The sequence below is a fragment of the Seleniivibrio sp. genome (assembly GCF_021209385.1).
In the GTDB taxonomy this organism is placed as follows: Bacteria; Chrysiogenota; Deferribacteres; order Deferribacterales; family Geovibrionaceae; genus Seleniivibrio.
Genome location: NZ_JAJOIL010000008.1, coordinates 26714 through 49679, shown reverse-complemented (window position 1 = coordinate 49679; position 22966 = coordinate 26714). Strand labels below are relative to the sequence as shown.

20 protein-coding genes are annotated in these 22966 nt (G+C 46.3%); 8 read left to right on the top strand and 12 right to left on the bottom strand.

What is annotated here, in order from left to right; genetic code table 11:
- Nucleotides 1–24 precede the first annotated feature (24 nt).
- Genes atpG through LRY47_RS02435 form a run of 5 tightly spaced genes read right to left on the bottom strand, consistent with a single transcriptional unit; the run spans nucleotide 25 to nucleotide 3975 of the window.
- Nucleotides 25–888, bottom strand: a complete 864-nt coding sequence (atpG, locus tag LRY47_RS02455; RefSeq protein WP_295222274.1) for an ATP synthase F1 subunit gamma — start codon at nucleotides 886–888, stop codon at nucleotides 25–27.
- Between the two features lie 10 nt (nucleotides 889–898).
- Nucleotides 899–2407 (bottom strand): F0F1 ATP synthase subunit alpha, encoded by a 1509-nt coding sequence (gene atpA, locus LRY47_RS02450; RefSeq protein WP_295222272.1) that lies wholly within the window; start codon nucleotides 2405–2407, stop codon nucleotides 899–901.
- 21 nt (nucleotides 2408–2428) lie between these two features.
- Nucleotides 2429–2965, bottom strand: a complete 537-nt coding sequence (gene atpH, locus LRY47_RS02445; protein ID WP_295222270.1) for an ATP synthase F1 subunit delta — start codon at nucleotides 2963–2965, stop codon at nucleotides 2429–2431.
- Complete coding sequence (locus LRY47_RS02440; protein ID WP_295222268.1) at nucleotides 2962–3534, bottom strand: ATP synthase F0 subunit B; 573 nt, start codon at nucleotides 3532–3534, stop codon at nucleotides 2962–2964. The genes atpH and LRY47_RS02440 overlap by 4 nt, the downstream gene beginning before the upstream one ends.
- Nucleotides 3535–3552: 18 nt before the next feature.
- Nucleotides 3553–3975, bottom strand: a complete 423-nt coding sequence (locus LRY47_RS02435) for an ATP synthase F0 subunit B (RefSeq protein WP_295222266.1) — start codon at nucleotides 3973–3975, stop codon at nucleotides 3553–3555.
- Nucleotides 3976–4213: 238 nt separating this feature from the next.
- Between LRY47_RS02435 and LRY47_RS02430 the strand changes: the two genes are divergently transcribed.
- Nucleotides 4214–5404, top strand: coding sequence for a GGDEF domain-containing protein (locus LRY47_RS02430; protein ID WP_295222264.1), 1191 nt, complete (start codon nucleotides 4214–4216; stop codon nucleotides 5402–5404).
- Here the strand turns inward: LRY47_RS02430 and LRY47_RS02425 are convergent.
- Nucleotides 5401–5808, bottom strand: coding sequence for a helix-turn-helix domain-containing protein (locus LRY47_RS02425; RefSeq protein WP_295222262.1), 408 nt, complete (start codon nucleotides 5806–5808; stop codon nucleotides 5401–5403). The two genes, LRY47_RS02430 and LRY47_RS02425, sit on opposite strands and share 4 nt — an antisense overlap.
- Nucleotides 5809–5922: 114 nt before the next feature.
- On the opposite strand from LRY47_RS02425, the gene LRY47_RS02420 reads away from it, so the two are divergent.
- Complete coding sequence (locus tag LRY47_RS02420; RefSeq protein ID WP_295222260.1) at nucleotides 5923–6417, top strand: DUF2269 family protein; 495 nt, start codon at nucleotides 5923–5925, stop codon at nucleotides 6415–6417.
- A gap of 284 nt (nucleotides 6418–6701) precedes the next feature.
- Here LRY47_RS02420 and LRY47_RS02415 read toward each other — a convergent pair whose 3' ends face one another.
- Together LRY47_RS02415 and LRY47_RS02410 are read right to left on the bottom strand one after the other, a co-directional pair.
- Nucleotides 6702–7511, bottom strand: a complete 810-nt coding sequence (locus LRY47_RS02415) for an MBL fold metallo-hydrolase (protein WP_295222258.1) — start codon at nucleotides 7509–7511, stop codon at nucleotides 6702–6704.
- Complete coding sequence (locus tag LRY47_RS02410) at nucleotides 7511–8257, bottom strand: ATP-binding protein (RefSeq protein ID WP_295222256.1); 747 nt, start codon at nucleotides 8255–8257, stop codon at nucleotides 7511–7513. The genes LRY47_RS02415 and LRY47_RS02410 overlap by 1 nt, the downstream gene beginning before the upstream one ends.
- A 104-nt stretch (nucleotides 8258–8361) precedes the next feature.
- Here LRY47_RS02410 and LRY47_RS02405 point away from each other — a divergent pair, with 104 nt between their 5' ends.
- Genes LRY47_RS02405 through LRY47_RS02395 form a run of 3 tightly spaced genes read left to right on the top strand, consistent with a single transcriptional unit; the run spans nucleotide 8362 to nucleotide 11567 of the window.
- Nucleotides 8362–9789, top strand: coding sequence for a phosphomannomutase/phosphoglucomutase (locus tag LRY47_RS02405; RefSeq protein ID WP_295222255.1), 1428 nt, complete (start codon nucleotides 8362–8364; stop codon nucleotides 9787–9789).
- Nucleotides 9786–10844 carry a flavodoxin-dependent (E)-4-hydroxy-3-methylbut-2-enyl-diphosphate synthase gene (gene ispG, locus LRY47_RS02400; protein ID WP_295222254.1) on the top strand — a complete coding sequence of 353 codons (1059 nt, stop codon included), beginning with the start codon at nucleotides 9786–9788 and terminating at the stop codon, nucleotides 10842–10844. Before LRY47_RS02405 ends, ispG begins: the two co-directional genes overlap by 4 nt.
- Nucleotides 10845–10901: 57 nt before the next feature.
- A complete protein-coding gene (locus LRY47_RS02395; protein ID WP_295222252.1) occupies nucleotides 10902–11567 on the top strand; it encodes a Crp/Fnr family transcriptional regulator in 666 nt (221 codons plus the stop codon).
- Here the strand turns inward: LRY47_RS02395 and LRY47_RS02390 are convergent.
- Nucleotides 11554–11730, bottom strand: a complete 177-nt coding sequence (locus LRY47_RS02390; protein WP_295222251.1) for a uracil-DNA glycosylase — start codon at nucleotides 11728–11730, stop codon at nucleotides 11554–11556. The genes LRY47_RS02395 and LRY47_RS02390 overlap by 14 nt on opposite strands.
- A 174-nt stretch (nucleotides 11731–11904) precedes the next feature.
- On the opposite strand from LRY47_RS02390, the gene LRY47_RS02385 reads away from it, so the two are divergent.
- Nucleotides 11905–13725, top strand: coding sequence for a M3 family metallopeptidase (locus LRY47_RS02385; protein ID WP_295222248.1), 1821 nt, complete (start codon nucleotides 11905–11907; stop codon nucleotides 13723–13725).
- 105 nt (nucleotides 13726–13830) lie between these two features.
- On the opposite strand, the gene LRY47_RS02380 is transcribed toward LRY47_RS02385, so the two are convergent.
- Nucleotides 13831–14847, bottom strand: a complete 1017-nt coding sequence (locus LRY47_RS02380; RefSeq protein ID WP_295222247.1) for a sulfotransferase — start codon at nucleotides 14845–14847, stop codon at nucleotides 13831–13833.
- Between the two features lie 151 nt (nucleotides 14848–14998).
- Here LRY47_RS02380 and LRY47_RS02375 point away from each other — a divergent pair, with 151 nt between their 5' ends.
- Both LRY47_RS02375 and LRY47_RS02370 read left to right on the top strand, forming a co-directional pair.
- Nucleotides 14999–18355: a homocysteine S-methyltransferase family protein gene (locus LRY47_RS02375; RefSeq protein ID WP_295222244.1), complete on the top strand. Its 3357-nt coding sequence runs from the start codon at nucleotides 14999–15001 to the stop codon at nucleotides 18353–18355.
- Between the two features lie 119 nt (nucleotides 18356–18474).
- Nucleotides 18475–18861: a class II SORL domain-containing protein gene (locus tag LRY47_RS02370; RefSeq protein ID WP_295222241.1), complete on the top strand. Its 387-nt coding sequence runs from the start codon at nucleotides 18475–18477 to the stop codon at nucleotides 18859–18861.
- A gap of 224 nt (nucleotides 18862–19085) precedes the next feature.
- Here LRY47_RS02370 and LRY47_RS02365 read toward each other — a convergent pair whose 3' ends face one another.
- Nucleotides 19086–21722 (bottom strand): tetratricopeptide repeat protein, encoded by a 2637-nt coding sequence (locus tag LRY47_RS02365; RefSeq protein WP_295222239.1) that lies wholly within the window; start codon nucleotides 21720–21722, stop codon nucleotides 19086–19088.
- Nucleotides 21719–22963 (bottom strand): pitrilysin family protein, encoded by a 1245-nt coding sequence (locus LRY47_RS02360; RefSeq protein ID WP_295222237.1) that lies wholly within the window; start codon nucleotides 22961–22963, stop codon nucleotides 21719–21721. The genes LRY47_RS02365 and LRY47_RS02360 overlap by 4 nt, the downstream gene beginning before the upstream one ends.
- Nucleotides 22964–22966: the final 3 nt, after the last annotated feature.

The following is a 22966-nucleotide window of genomic DNA, read 5'->3' as shown; positions in this document are numbered from 1 at the left end:
TCTCCAGTTTATTGTAATTTTCTATTATCCGTTGAGTGCTTCAGCACCGTTCACAATGTCCAGAATCTCGTTGGTGATTGCAGACTGACGAGCCTTGTTGAAGGTGAGCGTCAGTTTTGTGATAACTTCGCCTGCGTTTCTTGCGGCGTTGTCCATAGCAACCATCCTTGAGCCGTGTTCGCCCGCAATCGACTCAAGAATTGAGAAGAATACGGTGAAGTTGATGTATCTGGGCATTATCTCTTTCAGAAGAGCTTCGGCCTGCGGTTCGTAGATATAATCTGTCGTATCCGCAACTGCCTCCTGCTTTTCCAGAACGAGGGGGAGAACCTTTGTAACCTTCGCAACCTGAAAAGCTGTCGATTTGAACTCGTTGTGTACGATATGAACTTCGTCCACGTCTTCGCTCAGAAAGTAAGCTACCAGTTTGTCGCCGATTTCGTTCGCTTCGTCGTAAGTTATCTTGCCGCCGAAGGAAACGTATTTTTCAAGTACCTCAAACTCTTTTTTGCCGAGGAAATCATATGATTTCTTTCCGATGCAGATGAGTTTGATGTTCTTGTCCTGGTTTTCCCTTGCAAACGCAAGCGTCTTTTTTACCACGTTTGAGTTGAACGCACCGCAAAGACCCTTGTCGCTGGTTATAATGGCGAGGCAAACGTTCTTAACCTCTTTTCTGGCAACCAGAAGAGGATGGCTGTCGGCCTCCACTCTGTCAGCGATTCCGCCGACAAGCTCATAAATCTTATTCGCATAAGCTCTGGCGTTTGTCATAGCCTCTTCCGCCTTTCTCATACGGGCGGCGGAGACCATTTTCATAGCCTTTGTGATCTTCTGCGTGTTCTTAACGGATTTGATTTTCCGTTTTATGTCCATTACACCCGGCATTTACAGCTCCTTATGCTGTGAAGACTTTTTTGAACTCCGCAACAGCAGCTTTCATTTTAGCTGTAAGTTCGTCGGAGAGAGCCTTCTTAGTGTTGATTTCCTCAAGAATTTCGGGTTTGCTGCTTTTAAGGTATGAGAGATACTCTGCCTCAAATTTAGCAAGTGCTGAGGTAGCAACATCATCAAGGAGACCGTTAACACCAGCGAAGATGATTGCAATCTGCTCTGCAACGTTGAAAGGTTTGTACTGACCCTGTTTAAGGATCTCAACCAGTTTAGCACCTCTGTTAAGCTGTGCCTGAGTCGCTGCATCAAGGTCGGAACCGAACTGAGCGAACGCCGCAAGTTCACGGAACTGTGCGAGGTCGAGTCTCAGACGTCCTGCAACCTGTTTCATAGCTTTGATCTGCGCTGAACCGCCAACCCTTGAAACTGAGATACCAACGTTAACCGCGGGACGGATACCTGAGTAGAAAAGGTCTGTCTCAAGGAATATCTGACCATCGGTAATGGAGATAACGTTTGTGGGGATATATGCGGAAACGTCACTCGCCTGTGTTTCGATGATGGGAAGCGCGGTAAGAGAACCTGCGCCCTCTGCATCGGACAGTTTTGCCGCTCTTTCAAGCAGACGTGAGTGAAGATAGAAAACGTCGCCGGGGAAAGCTTCACGGCCGGGAGGACGTCTCAGAAGCAGAGCCATCTGTCTGTAAGCCGTAGCCTGTTTAGAAAGGTCATCATAGATAACCAGTGCGTGTTTGCCTCTGTCGCGGAAGTATTCGCCCATTGTTGTTCCTGCGAGGGGAGCGATATACTGCATTGATGCGGGGTCTGAAGCGGAAGCTGAAACTACGATAGTGTAGTCCATTGCGCCGTGTTTCTCCAGAGTATCCACAACTCTTGCAACAGTTGATCTTTTCTGACCGACAGCCACATAAACGCAGATCATGTTCTGACCTTTCTGGTTTATGATGGTGTCGATAGCGATAGCTGTTTTACCTGTCTGACGGTCACCGATGATAAGCTCTCTCTGACCGCGACCGATCGGGATCATAGCATCGATAGCTTTTATACCTGTCTGAACGGGTTCGTGTACGGGTTTTCTTTTGATGATACCGGGAGCGATTTTCTCGATAACGTCAAATTCTTTTGTATCGATGGCGCCTTTGCCGTCGATGGGTTGTCCAAGGGCGTTAACCACACGTCCTATGAGAGCTTCGCCAACGGGAACAGATGCGATTCTGCCTGTTCTTTTAACGGTATCTCCTTCACGGATGTGGGCATATTCACCCATAATAACGAGACCGACGTTGTCCTGTTCAAGGTTGAACACAACGCCGTAAACTCCGCCGGGAAGCTCAATAAGCTCTCCCGCCATAGCATTGTCGAGACCATATACTTTAGCGATACCGTCACCGGCAGTGATGATAGTACCGACTTCCTGCATCTCAACTTTCTGGTCGAAGTTTTTAATCTGATCACGAATGATCTGGCTTATCTCTTCGGCTTTGATCTGCATTAGCCAATCTCCTTAAATTATTTATACCAACTGTTCTTTAATCTTATTAAGCTGTCCTCTGACGCTTGCGTCATAAAGACTGCTATCCACCTGTGCGACAACGCCGCCAAGGATAGAATTGTCAACTTTTTCCAAAATGGTAATTTTCTTACCTGTAATCTTGTCCAGAACGGCTTTAAGAGTGCCTTTGGATTTTTCATCCATAGCAACAGCAACTGTAACAACAGCTTCTGCTTCGCCCTTAGCTTTTCTGTCCATTGCCTTAACTTCAGTGGAGATCAGCTCAAGCAGGTTAAGTCTGTTCTTGCTGACGAGAAGTTTAAGGAATTTGTAAAGAAACTCGTCGATCATTCCTTTGGATTTCAGAACGTCAACAACAGCCAGTTTTTCATCTTTTGAGATGAGCGGGCTTTTGATGAGCATTTTGAAATCTTCTGACTGCTCGTACGCCAGCGAAACATCAGCAAGCTGAGCAATGACCTGATCCAGTTTGTTCTCTGCCTGAGCCTCCTGAAAAAGAGCTTCGGCGTAGCGTGCGGCAACTATATTCTCTTTCACCCTGCCACCTCGATTTTCCTGATGTAATCATCAAGAATCTTTTTCTGTCTGTCGGCATCAAGCTCTTTACCGATCTTCGCCTCTGCAGCTGCGATTGCAGCCATAACGGCATCTTTCTTAAGCTGAACCTTGGCTCTTTTAAGCTCTGAATCAATGAGACTCTCAGCAAATGACTTAAGCTTGTCTGCCTGTTTTGCAGCGTCTTCCAGAATCATTGCTTTTTCTGCTTCTGCTGCTTTCATAGAGTTTTCTTTCATTGTTTCAAGATCTTTTTCAAAACCTTTCATCTTAATCTCATATTCGGCAAGCTCCGCTTTTGCATTTGCAGTGGCATCCTGAGCATCTTTGATAGCTTTTTCGATGTCAGCGGTTCTCTTGTCGAGGAAATCAAGAAGAGGTTTTTTAGCGAGTTTAACAAGGATAACAACAAGAAGGACGAACACGAGAACTCTGAAACCGAAGTTTTTCCAGAGAGCGTGCATGTCCGGTGCATGTTCGCCGCCGTGTTCGGCTGCGAAAGCTGCAAAGGACACAAGTCCAAGCGATAGTGCTGTAAGAACCTTTTTCACTATATCCCCCTAAAGGTATTATGCGGAAAGCATTATTCTGTCTGCGATAAGGTCTGAGATCTCTTTTATCATAGAATCCATTTCAGCTTTTGCTTTTGCAGATTCAGACTGGATCTCAGTACGGGCTGAGAGGATCTTCGCATCGACATCCGCTTTAACAGCGGCGATCTTTTCTGCGGCCTCTTTTGAAGCGGCGTCTTTAAGTTTTTTGTGATGGTCAGCAAGCTCTGCGCGCATCTGAACCATTTTTTCGGTGTAGTCGGCTTTATATTGCTCAACTTTTGCTTTGAGGCCTTCTGCCTCCTGCTTCATACCTTCGATTTTGGAATCGCGGGAATTCACAGTTCCCATGACGGGATCGAGTATCATTTTCTTTCCGATGAAGATGATCACAAGAAACTGAACAATTTGGATGGCTAAAGTGTAATCGATGTAAAGCATGGACGCAATCCCCTCCGGTAGGTCAGAATTTATAAAACGGTATTCTGTATACAGTGTACAAGTCAGAGATTTTTTATCAAAACTTGCTGTATAAGTCAACAGATACTTTGCCCTTTTACATATGAAAAATCAAGCAGAGAAACATGTGAGCAATATAGTTAAAAATTACATAATTTTGTAGTTGCATCACTGTCGGTTTTGTCAAATAATACAAAAAACGAATTATAAGGGCGGAGAAATGGCGGACAAATCGGCTTATATAGCGTCTCAATTAGGGCAAATTGTGACAGCTGTTCTGAAAAAAATGGCTACGGAAAAATCAAAAGTATCATCCTCAAGTATTTCAAATTACCTGTCGGAAAGCAATGAATTCAGAAATCTGGTTCATACAGTCATGACCGGTGGAGACAAATCCGACGTTTTAAAATACGTCACCCCTCTGCGCGGCTTTGTTTCAGATCAGGGACTTAAAACTGTCGAAGACATGGTTTTCGACCCGAAAAGAACCCATGATGAAACCATGGATGCCCTTTTGCGCACGGTTTCCGACCACCTGCTCTCGCTCGAAAAACGCCAGCACAAATTCAGCGCCTTCATAGATGATGTTTTCTCAAAATTCGTAAATTTGCAGGCCGACCTTACAAGCAGTCTCGGTCATAATATCGAATTTGTTGAAAAAGACCTCGCCATGGACAAAAAGCTTCTTAACGAAGCACAGGATATGCACAGAATCCTTAAAAGCGAAGATTCAATTGAATACCTTAAATCCAAAATGCTGGATTCTTTCTCGTCATTCGTCAACACCTTTGACCAGAAAACAACCACAAAAAGAGATCATCTCGGAACAATCGCAACAGAGTATTCAAACGTTAACAATGAACTGGAACAGTACAAAAATCAGGTTAATCAGCTCCAGTCCGACCTGAACAGGTATAAAAACGAGTCAATACAGGATCACATGACAGGGCTTTACAACCGTAAATATATGGATATGAAGCTGACAGAAGAGATAGAGCGATTCAAAAGAATGGGAACCCCTTTCAGCATTGTAATGGCGGACATTGATAAATTCAAATCAATCAACGACACTTACGGACATCAGGTGGGCGATCAGGTGCTTAAGCATATGTCGCAGCTTATTAAAGAGAACATAAGAAGAACAGACTTCGCTTTCCGCTACGGCGGAGAGGAGTTTATGATATTGCTTGTAAACGCGGACGCAAGAAACGCCACCCACGTTTCTGAGATGATACGCAAGAAACTTGAAGCTACGAATTTCAGTCTGAAAGACTGCTCTTTCAACGTAACGGCAAGCTTCGGTATCGCCCAGTTCAAGCCTGATGACACTGCGGAATCAGCCATCAAACTTGCCGACGAAAGGCTTTATACTGCTAAACAGTCAGGGCGTAACAGGATAGTAAGCAATTAAGGCAATCTGGCGGAAATCGTTCTTATCACTCTGAGAGCGGTTTCAAGCTCGTCTGACCCCAAACTTCCGCCGTGTTCGTTTGCCCAAGGAATCTGCTTTTGCATAACAGAATTAAATCTTTTTAAACCTTCTTCTGTGGGAACGATCTGCTTTGCCTTTTTATGGTAGGGGTTATCCTTAAAGACAACCAGCCCCATTTCGCATAACTCATTGACGATTCTCTGAACCCCCTGCCTTCTCAATCCCATTCTGGAAGCGATGCGGGAAACGGTGATATTCTGCTCGCCGAAATATATCAGCGCACCCATAACATGCCATTTCGCACTGGTAAGCCCGTCCTCTTTTGCGAGCCTGTCACCCTCAAGCACAAGCTGTCCGTTCAGTCTGAAAACCGCCAATATCAAGTCGGTGTATTTTAATCCGGCTTCCGTATGCTCCACTCTTTCACCTCAATTTTTAATTGACAGTATAATGTCATTATGACAATATATTGTCAATTGCCAATAAGAGGATAAAAAATGAAACTCAGCACAAACGGACAAAAAGCTTTAAAAACGATACATATTTTTACAGCGGCATGCTGGGCTGTCGGCGGATTCACAATGTGCCTTATGTATTTCATGAAACAGGGGGTTACTGACGGAGGCGAGCTTTACGGCATAAACAGAAGCCTTCATTTTATTGACAGCTATATAGTAGTTATTTTCGGAGCTATAGGCTGTCTGATAACAGGTTTTATCTATTCCATGTTCACCAACTGGGGCTTCTTCAAACATCGCTGGCTGACTTTCAAATGGGTTGTCACCATCTCGGCCATCCTTTTCGGAACTTTTTACCTCGGTGTTTGGGAAAAGAATATGTTGCATATTTCAGGTAACATGGGATTAGCTGCCCTTTCCGACCCCGCTTACCTCTATAATCAGAGAATGAACCTGATATTCGGTTCGATTCAGAATGGGATAATAATATTCACTATTTACGTTTCAGTATTTAAGCCATGGAAAAAGAAATGAGGAAAAAAATAGAAACTTAAAGGAAATGTTACACTTAATTGCTTTTTAGAACCGAGCAGTTCAAGGCGGACGATGAAAAATCAACGAGCATACAAAGAGTATGTGAGGCAGATTTTTCTGAGGACAACGAAGAAATGCGAAGTGTTATAAAAGGCAATAATTGCTGTTCAGATGCGAGCAGAACAAGGAAGGCTTACTTAAAACGAGCAAAAGCATACATACGGAGTATGTGTTGCGAGTGAAAGTAAACTGACGCGGTTATGCGAAGCATATCAACAGCAATTTCAGAGGATCATGCCGTCGTAAGCGGCTACCGAATTCGGAAACAATCGTCTCGCCAATATCTGCATTTCGTCCAGCATAATATCGTCGTAATCAGGATTATGGTGCGCCATGACCAGATTTTTCACGTTAGCTTTCTTGGCAAACTCGATACCCTGAAGATATGTTGAATGTCCCCAGCCGACCTTACCGGACTGCCCGTTTACACCTGCATACTCTTCCGGAAAGTAGGTTGTATCGTAAATCATATAATCACAGCCGTACGCGAACTCTATGAGAAAATCGTCTACAGTCGTTCCGTGTTCATAGTCTGATGTATAAAGTATACTCTTAGATGGAAACACTATCTTATACATAAGCGCACCGTCGGGATGGTTGCCGTCTGCTGAATGAACCTGAATATTGCCGAATTTGAACTGGTCGCCCCCTTCAATGAGGTTCAGCTTTATATCGGCTCTCAGTTTTGACTTCGGAACCGGAAAAAAAGGCGGATTGAACAGCACATCCAGAATATCAGTGGAGTGCAATGTCTCTTTATTCTCAAGATAGATGTTAATCTTTTTTTTGGAGTTATAAAATGCCTGAAAGATTGGAACACCAACAATATGATCCCAATGCAGATGTGACAGGAATATGTGAAATTCCTCGAAATTATCGTATTTATTAAGGCTCATGATTCCTGTGCCGCCATCAAATATCAGACAGGTCTTCTCGTCCACCGGAGCCATGAGACAGGTGGTATTTCCCCCGTATTTCACGAACTTCTGTCCTGAAACAGGCAGTGTGCCTCTGGTGCCGAGAAGATAGAGCATCAGAACCTCTTTGAAAGGGAAACAAGATTCCCTTTGTCGTTATATTTCACTTCGTCAAAGTACATTCTGGTGATGAGTATCCCGCGCCCGTGGAGTTTCAACAGGCTTTCTGGATCTGTGGGGTCAGGAAGGCTGTTAACGTTGAATCCTTCGCCTTCGTCCTCAAGGCTCATTTTCAATCCCAGCGCGTCAACATAATATGTGAAAGTGGCATGTCTGGACATGTAGTAGAAATCGTTCATTCTGGTGCTGACAAGGTCGTAATAGGTACCGTTCTCTGTGGCATGCATCTTCTCTTCGCCCGTGATGCCGAGATTGCCATGCTCGATGGCGTTTGTAAGCATCTCCGCAAGCCCCACCCGCACCTTTTCAAGCGACTGAAAATTAAGGAAATACACAAAGTCCTTTGTAAGAGCATAAACTATGCGCTCAACGTTAAAAATGTCGTTCTTTATCCTGAAAGACTGATGCAGAAATTCCGGCAGAACGGAAGCGATGCTGGGTTCAAAACATCCGTTGTGGATAACCGCATCCACCAGAAGACGCATATGGATGAATTTAAAATCCGAAGGCATAAAGAACATTTTCGCATCTTTCGGTCTTTCCTCTCCGACATAGCATACTTTTATATCTTTAATACCATCCGGTGCGAGAGCTTCGGAATCATCTGTGATATAAAGCACTGTTGCAACGTCATAGACAAACTGGGAAGGGTCGCAGATTATCTCGTCCTGAAACCTTTCCAATGCGCAAAATTCCTTAACTCTCTCCAAGAGGTTGCTATCATTAATAAAACATGCTATTTTTTTCATGTGTAGATTATACCACAAAGATTTTCCGCAGGTCAATAATGTTACAGATTAAAGAAATTTTCAGAAGCTATGATATACGGGGAATTTACGGAGAGAAATTAACGGATTCTGTTGCCAGAAGCGCCGCACGGGTGTTTGCGGAACATACGCGTCAGGAGACGGGTAAAAATCACCCGCTTATTTCAGTAGGCAGAGATGTCAGATTTTCATCCGAATCTCTGGCAAACGCCGTTTGTCTCGGGCTGAAAGAAGGCGGAGCAGATGTCCAAATGCTTGGAATCTGCCCTTCACCACTCACCTATTTCTCAATGTACTGCACTCCTGCGGATGGCTACGTTATGGTGACAGGCAGCCACAACCCGCCGCAGTTCAACGGATTAAAGGTCGGAACGAAGAACACCGTATACCACTCGGAAAAGATAATGCGCATCTATGAAGACATCGCGGCAGGCAATTTTCCTAACCCTGACAGACAGGGCAAAAAAACTCATTTTGACATAAAAACAGCATACATCGGATATATTCAGGAATCTTTTGCAGTATTGAAAAGGGACATAGAAAAACTTGGCAGGGAGATAAAGGTTGTCATAGACTGCGGAAGCGGCACGGCATCCACAATCGCTCCCCGGCTCTTTGAATATTTGGGTGTTAAAGTGCTTCCGCTTTACTGCACGGAGGACGGCAGTTTTCCCGGACACCACCCCGACCCTACTGTAGAAAAAAATCTGGCAGAAGCAAAAGCACTTCTGCTGAAAGAAAAAGCTGATCTGTGCGTAAGTTACGACGGCGATTCCGACAGGCTCGGCGCGCTCAACTGTAACGGCGAAATGATATGGGGAGACGAACTGCTCTGTATCTTCGCAGACGACATAGCAGCCGAAAACAGAGGGCGTAAGATAGTCGCGGACGTTAAAGCCGGACAGGGACTTTACGAGTTCATAGCGGCGAAAGGGATGGAACCCGTTATGTACAAATCGGGTCATTCCATGATAAAAATGAAAATGAAAGAGGTAGGCGCGGTCATAGGCGGGGAGATGAGTTCACACTTCTTCTTCTCCGACGGCTATTTCGGATTTGACGACGGGATATACGCCTCTCTGAGGCTTTTACGGGCATATGTGAACGGGCTTAAAAGCGGCAGATTCCGCAATTCGGCGGATATGACGGCGGAGATACCGGAATATGTCAACACGCCGGAGATACGGGAAGCCTATCCTGACGATAAGAAATTCGCGCTGATTGAAAAACTTGCCGAAGTCTTCGGAGAATACCTGAAAAACGGTACTTACGGTACAAAAAGCATAACGGATATAGACGGTATCAGGGTGCAGTTTGAAAAGGGCTGGGCGCTGGTGCGGGCAAGCAACACGGAGCCTCTGCTTGTTACACGCTACGAGGCGGTCAATAAAGCGGAGCTTGAAAAAATAATGGCAATAATAACTTCCGAACTGGAAAAACTGAAATGATCACAAGAAGAAACACCAGACAGATACATATAGGAAACGTTGCCGTTGGCGGCGGCGCACCGGTATCGGTGCAGTCCATGACCAACACCGACACAAGGGATGCGGAAGCCACCATATCCCAGATAAAAAGGCTTGAAACGGCAGGATGCGAGATAGTGCGCTGCGCTGTCGTTGACGAAGCAGCGGCAAAGGCTTTCCGCGCCATACGCGACGCTGTGAACATACCTATAATAGCGGACATCCACTTTGACCATAAACTTGCCATCGCTTCCATGGAACACGGGGCGGACGCAATACGCATCAATCCCGGAAACATCGGCTCGCCGGAAAAGGTGCGTGCGGTTGTGGACGCGGCAAAGGCTAACGGCTCCGCGATTCGGGTTGGCGTTAACGCCGGATCACTTGAAAAAGATATTCTGAAAGAACACGGCATAACAGCCGAAGCGCTTGTCAAATCGGCGTTCAGAAACATACGCATGATAGAGGACATGGGCTTTAACGATATGAAGGTCAGCCTGAAAGCGAGCAGTGTTCCGCTGACGTTTCAGGCGTATAAACTTTTCTCGGAACAGTCGGATTATCCTCTGCACATAGGAGTCACGGAAGCGGGAACCTTCTTCGCGGGAACTGTCAAATCAGCCGCTGGGATAGGCGCACTGCTCTTAAACGGCATAGGCGACACAATGCGGGTTTCGCTCACAGGCGACCCTGAACAGGAAGTGCGCGTCGCATGGCAGCTTTTAAACGCTCTGGAGATACGCAGGCGCGGACCCGAAATAATCTCATGCCCCACCTGCGGGCGCACGGAAATACAGCTTGAGGCGCTGGCGAAAGAGGTGGAAGAGACCGCCGCCGCCTTAAACGACACCATAAGCATCGCCGTTATGGGATGCCCGGTGAACGGTCCCGGCGAAGCGAAACATGCTGACTACGGCATAGCCGGAGGACGCGGACAGGGCATTATTTTTAAAAAAGGCGAAGCTATAAAAAAAGTAGCGGAAACTGAACTTGTACGCGAATTGTTCGATATAATAAAAAAAGATGGTGTACGGTAGCTCAATTTTGATCTATAACAAAATATGGATTACTTTCATCTTTGACCGGAGGACGGCGTGAATCTTGCTGAACAGATCGCTAAAGCGGCAATTTTTGAAACCACTGAAAAAAACGACCTTGAGAGGCTGGCAAGCTTCTGCAAAATAAAAAAGTTCGCAAAAGACGAAGTTGTGTTCCACAAAGGTGACGTAGGAACAGACCTTTATGTGGTGATATCCGGCAGTTTCCGCGTCGTGCTTGTTGACGGCAACGGAGATGAAATCATCCTTTCGGTGATTTTCCCCTGCGGTGTTGTGGGCGAAATGAGCATGATAGACGGGCTTGGACGCACCGGAACACTCATCGCTGACGAACTTTCAGAAATCGTTCTCATCCCCAGAAAAGCCCTTAACGAGCTTCTGCAAAAAGATTTCAACGTAACGCTCTATCTTCTGGAAACTCTTACCGAACGCTTAAGAAAAGCCGACGAACTCATAGAATCACTGGCGTTTCTGAATGTTAAGGAACGTATAATGAAGTTTCTGCTGGACAGCGTTAAAGACGAACAGGATCCGGTGAACGGATTTTACACCATCAGAAAGTACACCCATCAGGAGCTTTCAAACATGATAGGCGCATCAAGGGAATCTGTGACGAAATGCCTCAAGATACTCTCTCTGGAAGGCGCCATAAAAGTCAAAGACGACAGCATGCTGGTCAAGGAACCCGTTATTCTTTATTGAATTTCTTCTCTTTGAACTGCAAACAGTCCATTCCCGATGTCTGAAACACCCGAACAGACGGCATCGTCTGGGTTTTAAACCCCAGCGCCCTACATCCGTAGGGAAACTGTTTATCCCATGTCACATAAAAATGTATGCATTTACGGCAGTTTATCCTTTCCAATCCTGCCTCCCGATATTATATGTATTCTAAAGCCATTATCAAATCAAGAGGAGAAATTATGTTTAAAAACTACAGACCCGATCAGCTCGAAAATGCGAAAACCGAGCTTGATAATATACTGAAAACAAACAAACAGACCATTGAAGAACTTTTACGGATTCCGCAAAAACATACATGAACTTCATCCGCCCGATGATGGAGACCGACATGCTGATAAATGAGTTCATCACTCCCGTGTCCCATGTCAACTATGTCAACAACTCCGAACAGACTCAGGACGTATACAACTACTGCATGCCGGAAATAACCAGATACGGCACGGAGCTGGGACAGCGCACCGATATCTATGAAGCGGTTCTGGACATTTTTGAAGCTGAAAAAGAAACGTTAAAACCGGCTCAGGTGAAAGTGCTTGAAAAAATGCTGAAAGGCTTCAGACTCTCTGGCGTACACCTGCCCGATGAGCAGAAAGCAAGGCTCATGGAGATTAACCTTGAACTGACAAATCTTTCCACCGACTTTTCTCAGAACGTGCTGAAAGATTCCGATTCCTTTGAACTCCTCATTGAAGACCCCAAAGACGTGGAGGGCATACCGGCACCCGACCTGAAGACGGCTGAATGTGAAAAGGGATGGTGTTTCACTCTGAAACTGCCAAGCTATATGGCATATATGGCATACGGTCCCAACCGCAAAATACGCGAAAAACTGTATCACGCATTCTGCACACGCGCACCGCAGAACGCCGAAATAATCGAAAAAACTCTGAAACTCCGCAAGGAGATGGCAAATATACTGGGGTTCTCCAGATTCTCCGACCTGTCCATAGAGCGCAAGAACGCGAAAAAACCCGAAGAGGTTCTGCAATTTCTCACTGACCTTGCCGAAAAAGCATACGCGCAGGGAAAAAAGGAGATGGAAGAGCTTAAGAAGCTGGCAAACCTTAAAGATATTGCAAGCTATGACACCGGATTTTATTCTGAAAAACTCCGCCGTATCAAATGCGGATACGACGAACAGGAATACCGCCCGTATTTCGAGCAGGATTCCGTTGTAAAAGGTCTTTTCGACTTCGTGAAAAAACTCTTCGGCGTAAGTTTCAAACAGGTTGACGTACCCGTCTGGCACGAAACCGTAAAAGCATACGACATGTCAAGGGACGGCAAAGTGTTCGCAAGGCTGTTCACCGACCTTGAGGCACGCAAAGGCAAAAGAGACGGCGCATGGATGAACGAATGGCAGACACATCACAAAGATGCGGACGGCAATACTGTCCTTGCTTCCGGTCTGATATGCGGCAACTTTCCGCAGGCGGCGCCCGACAACCCTTCCCTTCTGCGCCACAGCGACGTTGTGACGCTGTTCCACGAGACAGGACACGCTCTGCACCATCTGTTTTCAAAAGTTGACGAAGCAGAGGTCAGCGGCGTTAACGGGGTTGACTGGGACGTAATAGAATTTCCTTCGCAGTTCCTTGAACTTTTCGCTTATAACAGGGAAGTGCTTAAAATGTTTGCAAAACATTACCGCACAGGCGAGGTTCTGCCTGATGAAATGATAGACAGGCTGGACGGAGTGCGCACGTTTATGGCGGCTTCTGGGATGCTTCGCCAGCTTGAGTTCGGCATATTCGACATGACAATCCATGCCGACGCATACACAGCCGACGAAGTGCAGAAGATACTGGACGAAATAAGAAAAAAGACCTCAATAATTCTGCCGCCGGCGTACAATAAATTCCAGCACGGTTTCAGTCACATATTCGCAGGCGGTTATGCTGCGGGATATTACAGCTATAAATGGGCAGAGCGCCTTTCATGCGACGCTTACAGCATCTTCGTTGATAACGGGGTGTTCGACGGCAAAACAGGCGAGAAATTCATGGATACGGTTCTCAGCAGCGGCGGAAGTATGGACATGATGGAACTCTTTGAGCAGTTCGCAGGCAGACAGCCCGACAACGACAGCCTGCTCAGGGTCAACGGAATAAAGTAGACGGGATAAAGAGATCGCTTCGTCCTTACAGTCCTCGCGAAGACGCGTTCCGTCTCTGCGAGCCAAGGGCGAAGCAGTCTCATTTGATTTATAAATCAGCTCAACTTATATACATTTCTCAGGGATAGGGAAATCCATTCCGAAAAGTTTCCATGAGTTTCTGACGTAGTCAAAAGACCTCTGGACAATGTCGCTGTTATAGAAATCCTTATCATATTCGTCATACTCGAAAAAGGCGGTTTCTTCAGCTCTTGAGCCGTATTTCTTCTTCTCGAAAATACTGTTGATAAACTCAGTCATCTTGTCACCGTACTCAACCAGCAGAATATTGCCGAGGGGTCTGCACTCGCGCACTATGGAAGAGTAAAGGTTTGCCCACATGGACATAACTTCCAGATGGTCTTCTCTTCTCACTTCCTCACCTGTGTTTTTCGTAAGGGCGATGGCGCCGGGGTGACGTACAGTCACGACATACTGCGCCTGATCTGCAAACAGGTAGTTAAGCATTTTTATTGCGTATGAAAGGGGTGTGCTTTTTATAAAAACATGCTGGCTGTCCGGCGCTTCCCGTTTTGCATAGACAAGGAACTGGCAAAGCTCAAAAACCACGTTGTTAAAATTCCACGGAAGTCTCCAGCCCATGTCAAACTCTGAATAGGGGTTGGGCTGAACAAACAGTGCGTTTGGCATCATGTTGTGGGTCATGGAGAAAAGCAGTTTTTCCCATGGCCAGCCGTAAGCGGATGAAAGAGCGTTATAGACAGTTGTTCCGCCTGTTCTGGGCATACCGAGAACAAAATTGAACTTTTTACCGCCGGTATAAGGACTCATAGTTTCCTTGTCGCCTTTAGTAATCGCCTGAAACAGTGTCACTGTCTCTTTCATAAATTCGCCGAGCTTCTGTTTATATTCTTCAGTCTGCTCAGCTTCTCTTATCATCTCAAGATGCTTGTTGCCAAGCGCTCTCTGTCCGTCCTCGTCGATATCTTCGCCAAGAACAGGCGCCCATGTCTCTTCCGGATTGATCCCCGCGATATATTCCACTGTGCCTCTTGCGATGGGCACTTCCATTGATGTCGTCATTGTAATTGTTCTGGGTCTGATCTTCTTTTTTTCCTGCATTTGCCGTTCCCTTTTTATATTTCGGTTCAAAATCTTACCCCTATGCAGTTTCAATATCAATATTTTATTGGAAACTGCACAAAAAAACAGCATCCGCCCTTTACACAGTGGCTTCTTTCGGATAAAACCTATAGGCATATAGGAGAATCCGATGTTCAGAGAATACGCAGACAACAGAATAATCTTATTTGACGGCGCAATGGGTACGTCCATACAGAAATACGAAATAACCGACGATATCTGGCAGGGAAAACAGGGGTGCAGTGAATGGCTGAACGCTGCCGCGCCGGATATCATCCGCGAGATACACGAACAGTACCTTGAGGCGGGTGCAGACGTGATAGAGACTAACACGTTCGGCGGAACAGAGCTTGTTATGTCCGAATACGGACTTGAGGAGATGACATACGAGCTGAACCTCAAAGGCGCGCAGATAGCCCGACAGGCAGCCGACAAATACGGCAGGTTTGTAGCAGGTTCTATAGGTCCAGGGACGAGACTTCCCAGTCTTGGGCAGATAACCTATGACGAGCTTTTTGAAATGTACAGAAAACAGGCTCAGGCACTTCTGGAAGGCGGTGTCGACCTGTTCATAATAGAAACGTGTCAGGATCTTTTACAGATAAAGGCGGCGTTGAATGCCGTTATTGAAACCAGAGAAGCCAACGGCTCAAATGCTCCCGTGATGGTCTCCGTGACTGTAGAGCAGAACGGAACCATGCTTATGGGAAGCGACCTGACAGCCGTTGCAACGCTCATCAGGGATTATCCCGTATTCTCTCTGGGGCTTAACTGCGCGACAGGTCCCGACCTGATGCACAATCCCGTTGCAACGCTTTCAAAACATTTCGCAGGAAGAATATCCTGTCTGCCAAACGCCGGACTGCCGGAAAACAAAGGCGGAAAGATGGTCTATTCCATGACACCCGAACGCATGGCAGAGATAATGGAAGGACTGATAAAAGAATATCCGGTTGCAGTTCTCGGCGGATGCTGCGGAACGACACCCGAACACATAAAGGCGCTTCGCCCCGTTGCCGACCGCAACAAGCCCAAAGCCCCCCTCGCGGGTGAATATGCGGGCGAATGTGCCAGTCTTTACTTCTCGACATCAATAGTGCAGTCCCCTGCCCCCGCTCTCATAGGCGAGCGGGCAAACGCAAACGGCAGCAAGGCTTTCCGCGAACTCCTGCTGAAAGACGACCTTGAGGGCATGCTCTCCGTTGCGAAGGAACAGGAGGACACGGGCGCGCATTTCACAGACATCTGTGTTGCCTATGCCGGAAGGAACGAAAAAGAGGATATGAGGCAGTTCATGCTGCTTCTGAACAAAACCCTCACAGCTCCCGTGGTTGTGGATTCAACCGAGCCTGACGTCGTTGAAACGGCACTGAAATACTATGCGGGCAAGCCCGTTATAAACTCTATAAACTTCGAGGACGGCGGTGAGAAACTCCACCGCATACTCAATATTGTCAAAAGGCACCCGTCCGCGGTCATAGCGCTCACCATCGACGAAGAGGGCATGGCAATGACTGCCGACAGGAAATTCGCCATAGCGGAAAGGATTTATAAAGTATATACGGAGCAGTACGGGCTGAAACCGGAAGACCTTATATTCGACCCGCTGACATTTTCCATAGGCAGCGGCGACGCAACCCTCACTACGGCGGCAATAGAGACGCTGAATGCCATACGACGCATCAAAGCGGAACTGAAAGGCACAAAGACCGTTCTCGGACTTTCAAACATATCATTCGGACTATCTGCGGCAAGCCGTCCCCTGCTGAACTCTGTTTTCCTCCACGAAGCTGTTACGGCTGGACTGGACATGGCTATCGTACACGCGTCAAAGGTCATCCCCGAATCAATGATAGACGCGGAGGACGTTAAGCACTGCAAAGCACTTCTTAACGGTGAAGAGGGCGCGCTCAACACATTCATAGAATATTTCGCCTCCAAAGAGGGCGTGGAAAAACAGGAGGAGAAACAGAATCTCCCCGCCGACCAGACACTTAAACAGCACATAATGAAAGGTAAAAAAGCAGGGCTGGAACCCGTTCTTGACGAACTGCGCCAGACCATGAAGCCAATCGACATGATAAACGACCTGATGCTTCCTGCCATGCAGGAAGTGGGCGAACTGTTCGGCGCGGGCAAAATGCTTCTGCCTTTCGTTCTGCAATCCGCAGAGGTGATGAAAGCGGCAGTCAGTCTGCTTGAACCCTATATGGAACGCAGCGACGCACAGTCACGCGGAACAATTGTTCTGGCAACCGTTAAGGGCGACGTACACGACATAGGCAAGAACCTTGTGGATATCATATTGTCAAACAACGGATTTACCGTCCACAACCTCGGCATAAAAGTGCCTGTTGAAGAAATGATAAAGAAAGCCATCGAGGTCAAGGCGGACGCCATCGGCATGAGCGGTCTGCTGGTTAAATCCACAAACATAATGCGAGAGAACATAGAGGAACTGATGCGCCAGAACGTCCACACAAAGGTGCTTCTTGGCGGCGCGGCACTCACGGAAAAATTCGTTGAGCAGGACTGCAAACCCATCATGCCCGGACATGTGCATTACTGCCGCGATGCCTTTGACGCACTCAAGGTACTGGGCGGTGGCGAAAGCGACGCAAAAGCTCCCAACAAACCCATGAAAGAAGCAAAGCCGAAAGCTGTTAAAATTAAAAAACCTGAAATAACCGATAATATTCCGCAGGCTCCTTTCATCGGCACAAAAGTGTTTAAGAACATCGACATAGACACAGTGCTTGAGTATATGAACAAACTTGCGCTCTTCAACCACAGATGGGGCTACAGCCGCAAAAACATGGCGGAGGATGAATATTCCGCTATGCTGAAAGAGACTGTTTATCCCGAATATGAAAAGACTGTCGCAAGGGTCAAAGCTGAAAAACTTGCTGAACTTTCAGCAATCTGCGGGTTCTATAACTGTAACAGCGACGGTGAAAAACTCATAGTTTACAAAGGTGATACGGACGAAATACTCTCCGTTTTCGAGTTCCCCAGACAAAACATAGAGAACGGCGTATGCCTGTCCGACTATTTCCTTCCGGTAACTTCCGGTAAGAAGGATGTGGTCGCTTTCCACATCGTCACAGCAGGACAGAAGGCTGAACACCTCTGTAAAGAGCTTTTCAACTCACACGAATATAAGGAATACTACCAGTATCACGGGTTCTTCACGGAACTGACCGAGGCACTGGCAGAATATTTCCACAAACAGATACGCGCGGAGCTTGGCATAGACGGGCAGGATGCGAAATCAGCACACGGCGTGATCTCGCTTAAATATCAGGGGCGCAGATATAGCTTCGGCTACCCCGCATGTCCCGATCTTGCGCAGAACGCCCAGCTTGACGGCTTTCTGGGATTCAAAGATATTGACGTCAAACTTACAGAAAATTATGAAATGGTACCGGAATACTCAACATGTGCTATAATTATACATAATGCATCTGCGGAGTATTTCACCGTTTAGAGCTTATAGATAATTTTTAGCAAAAAATATTTTGAATCAGACTTTTTTAGTTTGATTTAATATGAAACTTGTGTTATACACTAAGTATCAGATCAAACAAAAGCAATCAGGAGGACGAAATGGCTATCGGAGAACTTGTTAAATCAGCAGATTACAAATCAGAAAAGCACGTTCCTGTTATTGTTCTGCCCGAAAAAATAGTTTCAGGCGAAGCTTTCACAGTTGAAGTTTCCGTGGGTAAGGAGATCGCCCACCCCAACACAACAGAGCACTTTATCAACTGGATATCAGTTTACTTCAAACCGGAAACAGGCAACCTTATCAACGTTGCAAGGTTTGAATACATGGCGCACGGTGAAGCTGTTGCAGGCGCAAATCAGGGACCCGCACACGCTGACCCCTGCTCAACTTTCAAGCTGAAACTTACCCAGCCCGGCAAACTTATTGCAACATCATACTGCAATATCCACGGTCTCTGGGAAAGCGAAACAGACGTTAAGTTCTGATAACTGCTTAAAACCGCAAATAATAAAACCCGCTCAGCCGAGCGGGTTTTTTGTTGTTAATAAATGCATTCATAGTCTGGAAAGAAGACTGGTTTCAGACTTGCTGTTTAGATGCAAACAGTACAAGGAAGATTTTGCAGGAGAGGGCCTGCGAGCATACGAACAACTATGTGAGCAGTTCCGAGGAAAACCTGACACAGTAATGTGCTGCATATAAGCAGCAATTAGCTTACGGCGGCTAGGTTCTTTGCCACCAGCTTGGTGTATTCGTGTTCCTCGCCCATTATCTCTTTATAAATCTCATATGCGCTTGAAAGGAACTCTTTTGCTTCCTCTTTCTTACCAATTCTGTAGAGCAATTCACCGAGGTTATTCATTGCTGCGGCTGCGGAGATACTCCTTTCGCCGCCTATCTCTTTTTTGATTTCAAGCGCCTTTTCATAGTATTCCTGCGCACGCTCGAACTGCCCCATACGGGATGTTATGAACCCCATGTTGTTAAGCCCCACGGCTGTTTTTTCGTGGTGCGTGCCGAACACTGTTTCGTATATCTGGAGAGCTTTGAAATAGTAAGGTTCCGCGTTGCGCAGATCGCCCATGGCATATTTAAGCTGACCGAAGTTCGTATATGAAACTGCGGTGCTGGGGTGGTTTGCGCCGTATATGCTGTGTTTGATGTTCAGAGCTTCCGTGTGCATACTCTCGGATTTTTCATAGTCTTTGACCTTCTGGTATGCAACGGCAAGGTCGTTTGCGACGGCGGCTGCCATGCGGCTGTTTTCGCCGTATATCTTTTTGGTCTTGGTTATAAGGTCTTCATAAAGTTTGACTGCCTTGCGGGAGTTGCCGTTTTTGAAAACAATCTGGGCATAGTCGCCAAGGCTCTTCACTGCCTCTTTGCTCGTTGGTCCCATCTTTTCATTTCTGACAGTCGTCAGCTTATGGTATATCAGCGCGGCTTTGGCTATCTGCCCTGCAGCGCTGTAAATTGATGCCATGACCTCGTCCGCCTCAAGGCGTGCAATGTCTTTGACATCCATAGTTTTATCGTATATTTCTTCCGCTTCGTTCAGGTTCTTCAGGGCGTTTTCCCTGTCTCCGGCAATATGGTACAGCTTGCCCAGTTTCAGCATACTGTCCGCATAATCAGGGCTTTTTTTGCCGTGGAACTTCTCGCGGATCTCAAGTCCTTTCTTCATTATGGCTTCAGCGGCTGAAAAGTCGCCGGTGTCTATGTAGAAGTTTGCAAGCTTATTCATGTAAGGTACTACATCGGCAGAGTTTTTGCCGGATTTTTCCTCTGCTGCAGAGAGTCTTTCCTGAAGTACCTTTTCGGCGGAAAGCTGCCTGCCGGATTTCAGATACATGAACGCCAGCTTATCAAAATAAACGGCTATCTGCGGGTGCGTATCCCCAAGGATGCCGGCTATGTGCTGTTTCGCCATTTCCAGCATATCAAGCCAGAAGTTAAAAAACTCGACACTGAAAAATTTCTTTTCAAGGGACGAAAACCATTCGACAAAACCGTCGATCTCCATAACGTTCATGGCGTGATAAACAGATTCTTTTATGTGATATGTCAAATCTTTATAATCGCAATTGCTCTCAGCCGCACCGATGTGATAGCGGTAGATTGAGTAGTTGACGTTCTCTATCAGGTCTGAATCCAGAACCGAGTGGCTGTGCATGGAGAAGAGAGGATGGAGACAGTAAAACCCGCCGCCAATACTGCTAACAAAACTGCGGGAGATGAAAGCACTGAACAGATCATGTTTGTCAGCCACCGATGTGAATTCGCCTGCAACGGCCTTGAAAAGTCCTTCATCGAAGAGGCGGCAACAGCCTAAAAGCTTTGCCATGGTTGACTCATCGGTTTTCAGACTGCTGAGATTCATGTGAACGATGCTCTGCGGATCGCTTTCAAAAACCTCCGGTCCCGGTTCGTGTCCTTCGTTGGTCTTTATCAGCTTATACGTTTCAAGACTGAAAGCTGTCAGCGCCGGGTGTCCGTCGGTATTCTCAAATATGAGTTCCGACATGGATTCCCTTTCCAGTCCGTTCTTTTTACAGAATTCGTCTGATTCCATGCGCGTGAAAGGTTCTGCCTGAATTTCCTGCGAAATATAACCGTAGCGCTCCTGCGGAAGCGGTTCTTCGGAGATATAGATGATAGTTGAACAGTCCGCCTTTTCAACAAGCTTGGTAACCCAGCTCATTCCGCCGTCGAAGGCGGGGTAAAGGTTTTCTGCATTGTCTATGATGATCACGGGGAGAAGCCCCGCTTTTTCTTTTATCTTTTTAAGGCAAGCCGCAAAACAGTCCAGACATATCTGCCAGTTCATGTGGTTCGCCTCTTTGAACATGTTTATGACGTTCGGGCGAACCTCATTGTTAAACCATTCATCGGAAAAGCTTTTACCTACTTCGTCATACATGCTTCTTGTGAAGTTATACTTTGAAGGAGCCTTAGAGATCACCTCTGACATCATGGGAGAGTTGTTCTGAAAAAAGCACTCCGCTTCTGTCTTCAGCTTTCCGTTTATCTTCTCACTGCGCACGAGTACGGATATGTCGAATACCGCGAAAAAATCCGCAGTTTCTCCGGCAACGCAGTCTCTGAGTTCTATAAGCCCCTGCTCAGGATAGCAGGCGCAACTCTTCTGCGCGTCCATATACATGACCAGATAGGTTTCATGATTAAGTTCGTTTTTAAGAAAATCGGCGAAATAAGTTCTGCCGGTTCCCTTGTGTCCGTAGAGGTTAAATATACGGTAACTGTCTGATAAACCGGATTCCAGTGCCTCGCACACGGTTTCCGGAAACCCGCCCCGTTTGACAGGTATTAGGTCGGAAATATTCATGGCTGCTCACTTCTTCCGTCGGGCATGGTTCTGACCCAAACATACTCCGACTTAAAAATAGTTTTAATGGCTTTCTCAATACTAAGCTTATCTGTTTTATTAATATTTTCAACAAAATTATCATAATATGAAGGTTTTTCCACTGTATATGAATATCCGATGTCGTTTGCCTCGCTTGACGTTTTCTCCCGCTGGAACATAGTCTGGCTTTTCAGTCTGTTCTTTGCCTTTTCAATATTCTCTTCGGTGATATACTTATCTATATCTTTGACAGTTTTAATTATTTCAGCTTTAACAGCGTCGCCCTTCCCTATCTGACAGTTGTATGTGAAAAGGAAGGTGCCTCTGTGTTTCAAACCGTAATAACCGCCATTTATGCTGTTAGCCAGATCGTTGTCATATCTGAATTTCTGGTTCAGAACAGAGAATTCGCCGCCGGAAAGTATCTCGCCCAGAACCTCCATCGCAAATATATCTATCCGGGATATGCCCTCTGCGGGATAAGCTAAGATTCCGTATTCCTGATTGATATCCTTTTTAACTGACAGCTCAACAGGCTTGGCTATCTTTGTAAGCCCGTCCTTGTCATATCTTTTGCCCGCTTTGACACTGCGCTTATCGCTGTAGTATTTTTTTGCGAGTTTCAGCACTTCGTCATATGAGATATCACCGACAACAACGAGGGTCATATTGTCGGGGTGATAGTATCTGTTGTAGTAATCCAAAAGCATATCATGGGTAAAGGAATTTACGGTGTCTTCCGTTCCGATTATCTCCCTTTCATAGGGAGTGTCCTGAAACATTACCTTTGAAAACTCCTCCCACATACCGGATGTGGGACGATCTTTGCCCATCTTTATTTCCTGAACCACGACAGGTTTTTCCTTTTCTATCTCGTCGGGAATGAACGATGCGCGGAACACCATTTCGCTTATGGTGTCAAAAGCTACTTCCGCGTTATATGAGGGGATGTTGATGTAATAGAAGGTATAATCCTTGCTGGTGGCGGCATTCATAACACCGCCCTTGCCCTCGACAACTGTGTCTATCTCACCCGGTTTATATTTTTTCGTTCCTTTGAACACCATATGCTCAAGAAAATGTGAAATCCCGCTCTCTTCGGCAGTTTCGTTAACAGATCCGGTTCTCATCCATGTCTGCACCGAAACGACCTTAACCCCCGGGATGTACTTGTAAATAAGCGTTAAGTTATTATCCAGCTTTGCTGTTTCATTCGCCAAAGC